Source organism: Methylothermus subterraneus, from assembly GCF_054656915.1.
Genome location: NZ_BAAHXK010000001.1, coordinates 225,855 through 238,709 on the forward strand (window position 1 = coordinate 225,855; position 12,855 = coordinate 238,709).

Sequence of the window (12,855 nt, forward strand, 5' to 3'; positions counted from 1 at the left end):
GGCGTAATGCGCACCAGTCAATTTCCTTTGCACACGCTCAAAGAAACCCCCACCGAGGCCGAGATCGTCAGCCACCGCTTGATGCTGCGCGCAGGCCTCATCCGCAAACTGGCTTCTGGCCTGTACACCTGGCTGCCGCTGGGCTTGAGGGTGCTGCGAAAGGTCGAACGCATCGTGCGCGAGGAAATGGACCGCGCCGGCGCTTTGGAACTTTTGATGCCGGCGCTGCAGCCAGCCGAATTGTGGCGCGAGTCGGGGCGCCTCGAGCAATACGGGCCGGAGTTGATCCGCCTCAAAGACCGCCACGAGCGAGAGTTTTGCCTAGGCCCCACCCACGAAGAGATCATCACCGATCTGGTGCGCACAGAGATTAAAAGCTACAAACAGCTGCCGGTCAATTTCTACCAGATTCAGACCAAATTCCGCGACGAAATTCGCCCGCGTTTTGGCGTGATGCGCGCGCGCGAGTTTATCATGAAGGACGCCTATTCTTTCCATCGCGACTTCGAGTCGCTGGCGCAGACTTACCAGGCTATGCACGCCGCCTACAGTCGGATTTTCACCCGCTTAGGGCTGGAGTTTCGCGCCGTGCTCGCCGATACGGGCGCCATCGGCGGCAACCTTTCCCACGAATTCCACGTCCTGGCCGACACTGGCGAGGACGCCATCGCCTTCTCCACGGCGAGCGACTACGCCGCCAACGTGGAGCTGGCGGAAGCCTTGCCTCCCGTCGACCGGCGCCCGCCTCCATCGGCTCCTCTGGCGCTGGTGGATACCCCCGGCCAGCACACCGTCGAGGAGGTCAGCCGCTTCCTCAAAGTAGAACCTGAGCGCGTGCTCAAGACCTTGATCGTCAAGGGTAAAGAAGGCGAGTTGGTCGCTTTGGTGCTGCGCGGCGACCACCAACTCAACCCGATCAAGGCCGCCAAACATCCAAAGCTCAAAGCCCCGCTGGAATTTGCCTCTGAGGCCGAGATCCGCGCGGCGATCGGCTGCGGCCCGGGGTCTTTGGGGCCGCTGGGTCTGGACATCCCGATATTGTGCGACCGCAGCGCGGCGGTGGTGGCCGATTTTGTCTGCGGCGCCAACCAAGACGGCAAGCACTATCAGGGAGTCAACTGGGAGCGCGATCTGCCGGTGCCGGAGACGGCGGACCTGCGCTACGTGGTCGAAGGCGACAAAAGCCCCGACGGCCAAGGCACGCTGAAAATCCGCCGCGGCATCGAGGTCGGCCACATCTTCCAGCTCGGCACCAAATACTCCGAGGCCTTGGGCGCCACCATCCTGGATGAAAACGGGCGCGAGGAGTTCTTGGTCATGGGCTGCTACGGCATCGGCATCACGCGCGTGGTCGCCGCCGCCATCGAGCAAAACCACGACGAACGCGGCATTATCTGGCCAGAGGCGATCGCCCCGTTCCAGGTCGCGCTGGTGCCGATCCAGATGCACCAGTCAGCGCGCCTTAGGGAAGCCGCCGAAGCCCTTTATCAGGAGCTCACCCAGGCCGGTTTTGAGGTCCTGTTCGACGACCGCCCGGTCCGCGCGGGGGTGAGCTTTGCCGACATGGAGCTGATCGGCATTCCCCACCGGGTGGTTTTGTCCGAACGCCTGCTCGCCGCCGGCCGGGTCGAATACCGGCACCGCCGCGAGGCGCACGCCGTGGAAATTCCCCGCGGGGAAATCTTGAACGTACTCAAGCGATGATCCAGGCCGAAGGCTTGACCAAGCGCCTTGGCGCCACGCCGATCGTCGAGGGCGTCTCGTTGTGCGTGCGTCCGGGAGAAATCCTGGGCTTTTTAGGCCCCAACGGCGCCGGCAAGACCACTACCTTGCGCATGATCACCGGGTTTTTGCGCCCAGACGGTGGGCAGGCGCAGATCTGCGGCTACAGCGTGCAACGCGCGCCGCGCCTTGCCAAACGTCACTTCGGGTATCTGCCCGAAGGCGCGCCTTTGTACGGCGAGATGCGCTGCTGTGAGTTTCTCGACTTCATCGCTAAAGTGCGTGGTCTGCGTGGCGAAGCAAAGCGTTCGGCGCTCTGCGAGGTCGTGGAGCAGCTTGAGCTCGGCGCCGTCCTCGACCTTCCCATCGAGCGCCTGTCCAAAGGTTTTAAGCGGCGCGTCGCTCTCGCCCAGGCGCTCCTTCACCGTCCTCCCGCCCTGATTTTAGACGAGCCCACCGACGGCCTTGACCCCATCCAGCGCGCTCAGGTCCTCAATCTGCTCAAATCCCAAGGACACTGCGCGATCTTGCTCTCCACGCACTTGCTGGAGGAGGTGGAAGCGATCTGCGACCGGGTGGTGATTTTGGCGCAAGGCCGGATCCGCAAACAAGCCTTGCTTGCCGAGATTCCTGCTGGGGGGCTTAAGCCGTTGTTTTTTCAAGTCCAGGGCACGGCCTGATGCGGACGCTCTGGATTCTCTGCCGGCGCGAATTGGCGGCGTATTTCGCCACCCCTTTGGCGTACGTGTTTCTGTTTGTGTTTCAGGTCCTGTGCGGGATCCTGACCTTCTTCGTCGGCGGCTTCTACGAGCGCGGCCAGGCCGATCTGGCTCCGTTCTTCGACTACCACCCCTGGCTGTATTTGTTCTTCGCGCCGGCCGTCGCCATGCGCCTGTGGGCCGAGGAGCGCCGTTTGGGGACGCAGGAACTGCTTATCACTTTACCGGTGAGCTTGGGAGAAACCGTGATCGCCAAATTCCTGGCGGCGTGGGGGTTCGTGGGCTTGGCGCTGGCGCTCACTTTCCCTTTATGGGTTACCGTCAATTGGCTGGGCGATCCCGACAACGGCGCCATCGCCGCGGCTTATCTTGGCAGCTGGCTGATGGCAGGGGCTTATCTTGCCGTGGGCGAGGCGATTTCGGCGGCCACGACGAGCCAAACCATTGCCTTTGTGGTCACCGCCGCGGTCGGCTTCATTTTAACCGCCGCCGGCACGCCGGCCGTATTGGCGATGTTCCTGCCCTGGGCGCCTGCAGGCCTAATCGATCAGGTGGCGGCTTTGAGCTTCCCCGCGCATTTTTATTCTCTGGCGCGAGGGACGGTGGCGCTGCGCGATTTGGGATTCTTCGCCTTGACGATCGCCGCGTGGCTTTTGGCCTGCGCCTACCTCATCGACCGCGCCCGCAGCTTTAGGCGCCCGCGCCTGCTTTGGGCTGCCCTGGCCAGCCTGCTAGGCGCACAGGCCACCGCTGCCCTGCCGAACTTCCACCTGGATTGGACCGAAGGCCAACTCTATACCCTCTCGCCCGCCACGCGGCAGCTGCTCGCCAAGCTCAACCCGCCGGTCCGCTTGGAATTTTATTTCTCTGCGCGCGCGGCTAAAGATCTCCCGGCAGTCCGCGCTTACGCGCGCCGGGTCTTCGACCTGCTCAAAGAGTACGCCGCAAGCGGCCGGATCCGCCTGCAGCGCATCGAGGTCGAGCCCTTTTCTGAAGCCGAAGACCGGGCGGCCGAACGCGGCCTTAAAGGCGTGCGTTTGCACCCGGAAGTTCCCGAAATCTACTTCGGGCTGGTGGCGGAAAGCTCAGGCAGGCGCGCCGCGATTCCGTTCTTTAATCAGGAACGCGAGCGCTATCTAGAATACGACATAAGCGAACTCATCGCCCAGGTGAGCCGCGACCATCCGCCGCGCATCGCCTTGTACGCCGAACCCAACCTGCTGCTGCGCGGTGGGATCAATCCTTGGAACCAAGCGCCGCAGCCGCCCTGGGCGGCCGTGGAGGCGCTGGCCCGCGGGGCCTCCCTCACCTGGCTGGACAAGGATTTCCAGACCATCCCTGAGGACACCGAGCTCTTGGTGCTGATCCACCCCAAAGCGCTGGCCGAGGCGAGTCTGTATGCCATCGATCAGTTCGTGCTGCGCGGCCGCCCGGCGTTGATCTTCGTCGACCCGTACGCGGAGCTGGACGGCCCGCCGCGCTTCGTCGCGCCGAACGTGAGTAAATCTTCGGACCTAAATCGCCTGTTTCGCGCCTGGGGCTTTGAACACCGCACCGATCGCTTTGTCGCCGATGCGCGCTATGCGACCCCGGTCACCGTCGCCGCCGGGCGCCCGCCGTCCCGCCACTTGGGTTTATTGAGCCTAGACCGGGAAGCACTGAGCGACGAGGCGATCTTGGCGAGCCTGGATAAGCTGGTGTTTTCTTCCGCCGGCGCGCTTTGGCCGTTAAACCCGGGCATTGCTTTCGTGCCCTTGGCGCGCTCCTCAGATCAGGCCATGGAGATGCCGACCGTGGCTTTGGATTACTTGTTCGATCCGGCCATCCTGAACGAGGCGTTTCAAGCCCAAGGCCGGCCGCTTACTTTGGCCGCGCGGATCGAAGGGCGCTTTGCTTCGGCGTTTGCCGAAGGCCCCCCGCCCGGGGCCGCCTCCGGCTCCCACCTGCGCCAATCCCAAGCTTTGAGCCGGCTGATCGTGGTCGGCGACAGCGACTTTCTGACCGATCGCTTGTGGGTCAAAGCGCAGACCGGGCCGGACGGCGAGCGCGAGCTTCAGGCCTTGAGCGACAACGGCGCGTTTTTGCTGAGCGCTGTCGATTACCTCACCGGCCACCCGGAACTCATAGCGATCCGCGGCCGCGGCCAATATCTTCGCCCCCTCACCCGCGTCGAGGCGCTGCGCCGGCAGGCCGAAACTCGCTTTCAGGCCAAACTCGAGGCCTTGCGCGCTCAGCTTGCCGACGCCGAACACAAACTGCACGATCGTCAAGACCCGGCCGCGCTCCAGGAGCGCCTGCGCCTGCGTGCCGAGTTGCGGCAGCTAATGTACCAGTACAATCAGGAAGTCGAGGCCCTAGGCAACCGCCTAAAGTTAATTCACCTCGCGCTCGCCCCGCTCGCTTCGACGCTGTTGGTTTGGGCGGCCGCTTTTGGCCTGCGCGCCTTGGCAAGACGCCGGTTATAAGTTACGCCCAATCCACGGCTTGGCCCACGCTCAGCCCAAGCTGACGCGCGGCGCTGCCTTGGTTAACAGCGATCTCGACCAGCCCCATCGAGTTGCCGTACCAAAATGCCTCGCCCTTGGCCGCCTCGCCAAAGGTCCGCGCGTAAGGCAAAGCGATCCCCCCGCAGCGCAACCTTCGCCCCTTAAGGGAGGGCTGGAACTTCAGGCCGGTGATGGCGTTGCCGTAAACGTCGAAATAGATGATTTCGGCGCGTTCCGCAGGCCACGCGCGAAGGTCCGGACCCGGCCAGGCTTCAAGGATCCCTACGCGCCGACCGGTCGCCAGCCAAGCCGCCACCGGCGCGAACAGATCGCGGCCGTGGAAGCTGGCCGACAATTCCTTAGGTTGCCAGACGATGCGGTACCACTCCCAGCCGCGGCTTTGCACCGCCACCGAATTGAGCAAACCGTTGTCCGGGCCGACAAACCATTTGCCATCGGCCTGCAGCGCCACCGGCAGACGCGCCGTTCCCACCCCCGGATCGACCACGCATACAAAGACCGTGCCCGAAGGCCAGGCCCGCGCCAGCGCCGCGAGCAGATAGCCGCTACGGACCGGATCCTGGCTTGGGGCGTCGTTGATGAGATCGATAACCTCCACCCCCGGCGCAGTCCGCTTGAGCACCGCGATCATCTCGCCGAGGTACGGCCCAAAGGGGCCAAAATCGGTAAAAGTGACTAGCACGGCGTTACTCTTTGCGCTTCAAGCCCCGCAAAATCAAACAGTTTAAGGTCGGCCAGCTGCGAAGGCGAGACGTTCTGCAAGGCGCGGAAAATAGTTTGAGTGCGGCCGGGATGGCGCTTTTCCCACTCGCGCAGCATGAGCTTGACTGCCTGGCGCTTTAGGTTCTGCGAGCCGCACAGCGTGCAGGGAACGATAGGAAACGCCCTTTGCCTGGCGTATTCGGCGATGTCGGCCTCGCGGCAATAGGCCAAAGGGCGAATAAGGATGTGCTTTTGGTCGTCGCTCAGGAGCTTAGGCGGCATGGCTTTTAAGCGCCCGCCGTAGAACAGGTTCAAAAAAAACGTCTCGACGATGTCGTCCAAGTGATGGCCTAGGGCGATCTTGGTAAAGCCGTGCGCCTCGGCAAAACCGTACAGGATCCCACGCCGCAATCGGGAGCACAGGCCGCAGGTGGTCTTGCCCTCCGGGATGAGCTCCTTGACCACGCGGTAGGTGTCGCGCTCGAGAATATGGTAAGGCACTTTAAGCTGGTCAAAATAGCGCGGCAGAACTTCCTTAGGGAACCCAGGTTGTCCTTGATCGAGGTTGACCGCCACCACCTCAAAGCGCACCGGAGCGATGGCTTGAAGCTGCAACAGCAAATCGAGCAGAGTCAAAGAATCTTTGCCGCCGGAGACGCACACCATGACCCGGTCGCCGTCTTCGATCATGCGGTAGTCGGCAATCGCCTGCCCCACCTGGCGGCGCAAGCGCTTTTTGAGTTTGTTGAATTCGTAACGCTCGGTCTTGAGCTTAATCGCGTGGCTCATCAGTTGGGGTAGCGCCTCAGCACCAGGCTGGCGTTGGTGCCGCCAAAGCCAAAGCTGTTGGACATCACGGTGTTTAACTCCACGTGATCGATCCGCTCGCGCACGATGGGAAAACCCTCGGCTTGCGGATCGAGCCGCTCGATGTTGGCCGAAGCGGCGATGAAACGGTGCTCCATCATCAACAGGCAATAGATCGCCTCCATCACCCCGGCTCCGCCTAAGGCATGCCCGGTCAAAGACTTGGTCGAGCTGATCGGCGGAATGTCCTCGCCAAACACCTCGCGGATCGCTTCCAATTCTTTGATGTCGCCGACCGGCGTGGAGGTGCCGTGGGCGTTGATGTAGTCTACTTGGCCTTCCACCGTCGCTAAAGCCTGGCGCATGCAGCGCACCGCGCCCTCGCCCGAAGGCTGGACCATGTCGTAGCCGTCGGAAGTGGCCCCATACCCGACCACCTCGGCGTAGATCTTTGCCCCCCGCGCCAAGGCCAGCTCCAGCGCTTCCAATACCACTACCCCCGCCCCGCCTGAGATCACAAATCCATCGCGATCTTCATCGAAAGGACGCGAGGCGACTTCGGGCCGGTCGTTGTACTTGCTCGACAAGGCCCCCATGGCGTCGAAATGCATGGTCAAGGTCCAATCGACCATCTCGCCGCCGCCGGCGAACACTCGGTCTTGTTTTCCCATTTGGATCAACTCAACCCCATGGCCGATGCAGTGAGCGCTGGTGGAGCACGCCGAGCTGATCGAATAATTGACCCCTTTGATCTTAAACGGAATCGCAAGACAGGCCGAATGGGTGCTGGACATCACCCGCGGCACCCGGTACGGCCCCACCTTCTTGATACCTTTGGCGCGCAGCAGATCGGCCGCTTCCACGATGTCTTTGGTGGACGGCCCGCCCGAGCCCATCACGATTCCCACCCGTTCGTTGGAAACCTCGGCTTCGCTCAAGCCCGCATCGGCGATCGCTTGTTGCATGGCCAAGTAGTTGTACGCCGCCCCTTCCCCCATGAAACGATAAATCCTGCGGTCGATGAGCTCGGCCGGATCGAGCCGGATCGGCCCATAGACCTGGCTGCGCAGGCCCAAATCCCGGTACTCTTCCGAATACCGGATGCCGCTTCGGCCCGCGCGCAGGGAAGCGAGGACTTCTTCTTTGTCGTTGCCGATGCTGGAAACGATCCCGATTCCGGTAATTACTACCCGCCTCATAGCCTTGCTCCCCTAGAAGGCATCGACCGAGGTGAACAAGCCGACGCGCAGATCGCTGGCTTCGTAAATCGTCTTGCCATCGCACTCCAGCGTCGCATCGGCAATACCCATCACCAGCTGGCGCAGGATAACGCGCTTCAAATCGACTCGATAAACCACCTGCTTGTGGCTAGGCAGCACCTGACCGCGGAATTTGACCTCGCCGCATCCAAGCGCCCGCCCGCGTCCCGGCGCCTGCATCCAGCCCAAGAAAAACCCTACAAGCTGCCACATCGCGTCCAACCCAAGGCACCCAGGCATGACCGGATCGCCCTCAAAGTGGCATTGAAAAAACCACAGGTCCGGTTTGAGGTCGAGCTCAGCGACGATCTCCCCTTTTCCGTAGCGCCCGCCGCGGTCGCTGATGTAGGTGATCCGGTCAAACATCAACATCGGCGGCAGCGGCAGTCTCGCGTTCCCCGGTCCGAACAATTTGCCGTGCGCGCACGCCAGCAAATCTTCCCGCGTGTAACTGTTCTTTTTTTCATGCATGAATCAACGCCAGCCTCCAAACATAAATTAATTATTATCTTACAATCGCATGAATAATGCAGCCGAGCGCGTTTGCCCCAAAGCGGAAGATTCCTATAATGGAGTGCCATTTGTTTCAAACGGCAAGGATAAAGCATGCCCTACGCTTTATTGGGTTTGATTTGCTTAGGTTTACCCACCGTAGCCGCGGCCCAGACGCTTCCCGCCGATTTGACCGGCCATCCTGTGGCCCTCGTGTGCTTGGGTCTGTTTGCAGCCGCCTACCTCGCGGTCATGCTGGAGGAGGTCATCGACCTGCACAAGTCCAAACCGATGTTGCTCGCCGCCGCCCTTATCTGGATCGGGATTTCTCTATTGGATCGTCAGTTGGGAATTCCGCCTGAGCAGTCCCGCCGGATCTTGCGCTCGGAGTTGGTGGAATACGCGGAATTGTTCCTCTTCCTTTTGGTATCGACCACCTTCATCAATGCCCTAGACGAACGCCGCCTGTTTAAAGCCTTATGCGCCTGGCTCATCCGGCACCGCTTAGGCTATCGCCAGCTGTTTTGGGTGATGGGGGGCGTGACTTTTTGCCTTTCCACAGTGGTAAATAACCTCACCACCGCCCTGATCGTGGGTACGGTGGTTCTGACCGTCGGTCGCGATAATCCGCGCTTTGTCGCCGCTTCTTGTCTGCTCGCCGTAATCGCTGCGAATGCCGGGGGGGCGTGCAGCCCGTTCGGCGACATCACCAGCCTGATGGTCTGGCAGGATCACCGACTCAGCGCCTTGCAATTTTTCCCGCTGTTTTTGCCCGCCGTGGTCAATTTCCTGGTCCCTGCGCTCGGGCTGCAGTTTGCCATCCCCAAAGGAACCTCGCGTCTGGCCGAGCAGGAGGCGATCACGCTCAAACCGGGCGCCTGGACGATTTTAGGCCTGTTTTTCCTGACCATCGCGATCGCTATCTTGTACGAACAGCTGTTTGACCTGCCCGCTTATCTGGGGATGATGACCGGTCTTGCGTGCCTGATGTTCTACGCCTATCTGCTCGAACGCCGCACCCGCGCGTCGAGCATGGACATCTTCCACCAGATTCGGGAGGTGGAGTGGGACACCTTGCTGTTTTTCTTCGGCGTGGTGTTTGCCGTGGGGGGGCTGCGCTATCTGGGCTATTTGACTTTGGCCTCCCACTGGTTTTACCAGGGCATGGGACCCACTGTGGCCAATATTTTGGTCGGCTTTCTGTCCGCCGTGGTCGACAACGTCCCGGTGATGCTCGCGGTGCTGCACATGGAACCGAAGATGGACGTTTACCAATGGCAGCTGGTCACGCTCACCGCCGGGGTCGGCGGCTCGATGCTCGCGGTAGGATCGGCCGCCGGGGTGGCCCTGCTCGGCCAGGCGCGGGAGTTCTACACCTCGCTGTTTCATTTGCGCTGGGCGCCGCTCATCGTCGCCGGCTACCTCGCCAGCATCGCGGTGCATTTTGGGCTCAACGCGCCCTGACCAAACCGGCGATCCCGAAGGCCAGCAAGCTGATCCCCGCGGCGGCGCCAAAGACCCAGCGCGCGCCGGCGCTCTCCCAGCAAGCGCCGGCCAAGTAACTTCCCACCATGCCGCCGAGACCAAAGCTTAGGCTGCTGTAGAGGGCTTGTCCCTTGCCCTGATGGCGGGCACCAAAATAATCCCGTACCAACTGCATCGCCACCGCGTGGTTGACCGCGAACGTGGCCGCATGCAACCCCTGGGCGGCAACCAGAAGCTCGAGCCGCCGTGCGCCAAACGCGATGATCGACCACCGCACCGCTCCCAAGAGCATCGCCCCAAGCCACAGCGCGCGTAAGGAAACCGCGCGCAGCAGGAACGGGAAGCCCATAAACAAAACGATCTCGGCGACCACGCCCAGGCTCCACAGCATCCCGGTGATCGCGCCGGAATAACCGTTGGCTTCCAGATAGATGGAATAAAACGCATAGTACGGGCCGTGCGCGACCTGGACCAAAAACACCGCCAGCAGAAAAGCGACGACCTGGCGCCGCCAAAGCGCGTGACGCCAAGAGGTAAAGCGGGAACGATCGCCCCCACGCTCCGCCGGCTCCGGCACAAGCTGCACGCAAAGCCAGATCAGCCCCAAAAGGGCCGCGAGCACCTTAGGCAAAGGCTCGATGCCAAACCGATCGATCCCTATCCCGAGCCCGACGACCGCCGCGATGAAGCCGAGCGACCCCCACAGCCGGATCCAGGGATAGCGCTCGCTCGCGCCGCCAAGGTGGGCCAAAGTGATCGCCTCAAACTGCGACAGGGCCGCGCTCCAGGGCATCCCAAAAGCCAAAGTCACCGCGAGCCACCCCAAATACCCAGACACCCTAAAGACGAGCAAGAACAACACGGCGGCTAACAAACAGGCGAGACGCACCCACGCCACCCGCCGCCCCGAGCGGTCGGCCACAAACCCAAGCAGAAGCGGTGAGACCACCTTGGTCGCCGCAAGCAGTCCCAACACCGCGCCGATCTCTTGGGCACTCAGCCCCTGGGCCTTAAGATACAAGCCCAAGTAAGGCAAAATCGCCCCTAGGCTAGCAAAATAGCAAAAGTAAAACGCTCCCAAACGCCAGTAGGGCAAAGGTCAACGCTCAAACAGAGGCGGGGATAGGGGCAAGCGGTGGAACGACGTCCCCGTTCTGGGCGCGGTGGCGCAAATAGTGATCCATCAGCACCAACGCCACCATCGCTTCGGCGATAGGCACGGCACGGATCCCCACGCACGGATCGTGGCGCCCTTTGGTGATCACCTCCACCGGTTGGCCGTGGATATCGATGCTGCGGGCCGGCAGGCGTAGGCTGGAAGTGGGCTTTAAGGCGATGTGGGCGATAATATCTTGACCTGAGGAAATGCCGCCTAAGATGCCGCCGGCGTGATTGCTCAAGAACCCGGCGGGGGTCATTTCGTCGCGAAACTCGCTCCCCTTGGCGGTCACGCAGCCAAAACCGTCGCCGATCTCCACGCCCTTGACCGCGTTGATGCTCATCAGCGCGTGGGCAAGCGCCGCGTCGAGGCGGTCGAAGACCGGCTCACCCAAACCCGGCGGGACGTTGCGCGCCACCACGGTCACTTTGGCTCCCGCCGAATCGCCCGACTTGCGCAGCGCGTCCATAAACTGCTCCAGCTGCGGTACCTTCTCCGGATCCGGGCAGAAAAACGGGTTTTCTTCCACCGCCTCCCACGAGACCAACTCGAGCGGAATGGGGCCGAGCTGAGCCAGATACCCGCGAATTTCCACCCCCAACCGCACGCGCAGGTATTTTTTGGCGATCGCCCCCGCCGCCACCCGCATGGCGGTTTCACGGGCGCTGGAGCGGCCGCCGCCGCGAAAGTCGCGCAGGCCATACTTTTGGGTGTAAACGTAATCGGCGTGTCCGGGGCGGAAGCGGTCGGCGATCTCGGCATAATCCTTAGAGCGCGCATCCACGTTCTCGATCAGCAGCCCGATGGGGGTTCCGGTGGTCTTGCCTTCAAACACCCCGGACAAAATTCTCACCTGATCCGGCTCCCGCCGCTGGGTGGTGTGGCGAGACTTCCCCGGGCGGCGCCGATCGAGTTCTTTCTGGATGTCCGCCTCGCTCAACTCCAAACCCGGCGGGCAGCCGTCCACGATCGCCCCCAAAGCCGGCCCGTGACTCTCGCCAAAGGTGGTGACGACGAACAGCTTGCCGAACGAGTTGCCTGCCATAAGCTTTCTTAAGTGGTAAAACCAAAATGGCGCTGAAGTTCTTCCGCGGTCAACAGGAACACCCCTTCGCCGCCGCGGGCGAACTCCAACCACACGAAGGGCACTTCAGGATAGCGCCGGCCTAAGGCTTCCGCGCTGGCGCCGACTTCCACGACCAGAACGCCGTCTGGGGTCAAATGTTTAGAAGCGCCGCGCAGAATGCGCTCCACGCAGTCTAAGCCTTCCGCACCGCCTGCCAGCCCGATGCGCGGTTCGGCCTTATACTCAGGCGGCAGGCGTTCCCACTCTTCCTCGCTCACGTAAGGAGGGTTGCTGACGATGAGCTGGTAGTCGTGGGTAACGTGCTGGTATAGGTCCGACTGAACGAGCCGTACCCGATCCTGGAGCCCATGGCGCAAAACGTTTTCCTCAGCCACCTCCAGCGCATCCGGGGAGATATCGACCGCGTCCACCTCCGCTTCGGGGAAAGCGTACGCGCAGGCGATCGCGATGCAGCCGGAGCCGGTGCAAAGATCTAAGATCCGCCGGACTTCTACGCCGTCCAGCCACGGGGAAAACCGCCTCTCGATCAGCTCGGCGATAGGCGAGCGCGGCACCAGCACCCGCTCGTCGACGTAAAACTCCAAACCGCAAAAGAACGCCTTGTGGGTCAAATAGGCGGCGGGTTGGCGGGTAGCAATGCGGCGCTCGAGGATTTCCCATACCTTTTGCTTTTCTTCTTCCAAAAGGCGCGCCTCCAGATAAAAATCCGGCAGATCGTTAGGCAAATCCAGCGCGTGCAGGACCAAAGCGGCGGCCTCGTCCAGGGCGTTGTCGGTGCCGTGGCCAAAGACCAGGCCGGCGGCGTTGAAGCGGCTGGCCCCGTAGCGGATAAAATCGCGCAAGGTCTGCAGTTGCTCCAAAACGGCCTTAGAATCAGACATCGCTCGGCTCCGCAAGCAAAATTGCATTATAGCCG

Annotated in this window: 11 protein-coding genes; 4 read left to right on the top strand and 7 right to left on the bottom strand. The window is 62.0% G+C overall.

The window, feature by feature from the left end; all coding sequences use genetic code 11:
• The first annotated feature begins 6 nt into the window (after positions 1 to 6).
• From ACYQ3M_RS01145 to ACYQ3M_RS01155, 3 genes are read left to right on the top strand one after another with little or no spacing between them, the layout of a single operon-like run.
• Positions 7 to 1,704 (top strand): proline--tRNA ligase, encoded by a 1,698-nt coding sequence (locus ACYQ3M_RS01145; RefSeq protein ID WP_460034206.1) that lies wholly within the window; start codon positions 7 to 9, stop codon positions 1,702 to 1,704.
• Positions 1,701 to 2,402 (top strand): ABC transporter ATP-binding protein, encoded by a 702-nt coding sequence (locus ACYQ3M_RS01150; protein ID WP_460034207.1) that lies wholly within the window; start codon positions 1,701 to 1,703, stop codon positions 2,400 to 2,402. Before ACYQ3M_RS01145 ends, ACYQ3M_RS01150 begins: the two co-directional genes overlap by 4 nt.
• Positions 2,402 to 4,906: a Gldg family protein gene (locus tag ACYQ3M_RS01155; protein WP_460034208.1), complete on the top strand. Its 2,505-nt coding sequence runs from the start codon at positions 2,402 to 2,404 to the stop codon at positions 4,904 to 4,906. The genes ACYQ3M_RS01150 and ACYQ3M_RS01155 overlap by 1 nt, the downstream gene beginning before the upstream one ends.
• Before the next feature lies 1 nt (position 4,907).
• On the opposite strand, the gene ACYQ3M_RS01160 is transcribed toward ACYQ3M_RS01155, so the two are convergent.
• The 4 genes from ACYQ3M_RS01160 to fabA are packed head-to-tail and all read right to left on the bottom strand — an operon-like array spanning position 4,908 to position 8,187.
• The gene (locus ACYQ3M_RS01160; RefSeq protein WP_460034209.1) at positions 4,908 to 5,630 is read right to left on the bottom strand and encodes an SAM hydrolase/SAM-dependent halogenase family protein; all 723 of its coding nucleotides are present in this window, start codon (positions 5,628 to 5,630) and stop codon (positions 4,908 to 4,910) included.
• On the bottom strand, positions 5,624 to 6,439 hold the full coding sequence (gene ttcA, locus ACYQ3M_RS01165; RefSeq protein WP_460034210.1) for a tRNA 2-thiocytidine(32) synthetase TtcA: 816 nt from the start codon (positions 6,437 to 6,439) through the stop codon (positions 5,624 to 5,626). Before ttcA ends, ACYQ3M_RS01160 begins: the two co-directional genes overlap by 7 nt.
• Positions 6,439 to 7,656, bottom strand: a complete 1,218-nt coding sequence (gene fabB / locus ACYQ3M_RS01170; RefSeq protein WP_460034211.1) for a beta-ketoacyl-ACP synthase I — start codon at positions 7,654 to 7,656, stop codon at positions 6,439 to 6,441. The genes ttcA and fabB overlap by 1 nt, the downstream gene beginning before the upstream one ends.
• Positions 7,657 to 7,668: 12 nt before the next feature.
• Positions 7,669 to 8,187 (bottom strand): 3-hydroxyacyl-[acyl-carrier-protein] dehydratase FabA, encoded by a 519-nt coding sequence (fabA, locus tag ACYQ3M_RS01175; protein ID WP_460034212.1) that lies wholly within the window; start codon positions 8,185 to 8,187, stop codon positions 7,669 to 7,671.
• A gap of 135 nt (positions 8,188 to 8,322) precedes the next feature.
• Between fabA and nhaD the strand changes: the two genes are divergently transcribed.
• Entirely contained in the window at positions 8,323 to 9,672 is a 1,350-nt protein-coding gene (gene nhaD / locus ACYQ3M_RS01180) for a sodium:proton antiporter NhaD (RefSeq protein WP_460034213.1), read from the top strand.
• Here the strand turns inward: nhaD and ACYQ3M_RS01185 are convergent.
• Genes ACYQ3M_RS01185 through prmB form a run of 3 tightly spaced genes read right to left on the bottom strand, consistent with a single transcriptional unit; the run spans position 9,659 to position 12,820 of the window.
• Positions 9,659 to 10,789 (bottom strand): MFS transporter, encoded by a 1,131-nt coding sequence (locus tag ACYQ3M_RS01185; protein WP_460034214.1) that lies wholly within the window; start codon positions 10,787 to 10,789, stop codon positions 9,659 to 9,661. The genes nhaD and ACYQ3M_RS01185 overlap by 14 nt on opposite strands.
• Before the next feature lie 10 nt (positions 10,790 to 10,799).
• Positions 10,800 to 11,897 (bottom strand): chorismate synthase, encoded by a 1,098-nt coding sequence (gene aroC, locus ACYQ3M_RS01190; RefSeq protein WP_460034215.1) that lies wholly within the window; start codon positions 11,895 to 11,897, stop codon positions 10,800 to 10,802.
• Positions 11,898 to 11,905: 8 nt separating this feature from the next.
• A complete protein-coding gene (gene prmB / locus ACYQ3M_RS01195) occupies positions 11,906 to 12,820 on the bottom strand; it encodes a 50S ribosomal protein L3 N(5)-glutamine methyltransferase (protein ID WP_460034216.1) in 915 nt (304 codons plus the stop codon).
• Positions 12,821 to 12,855: the final 35 nt, after the last annotated feature.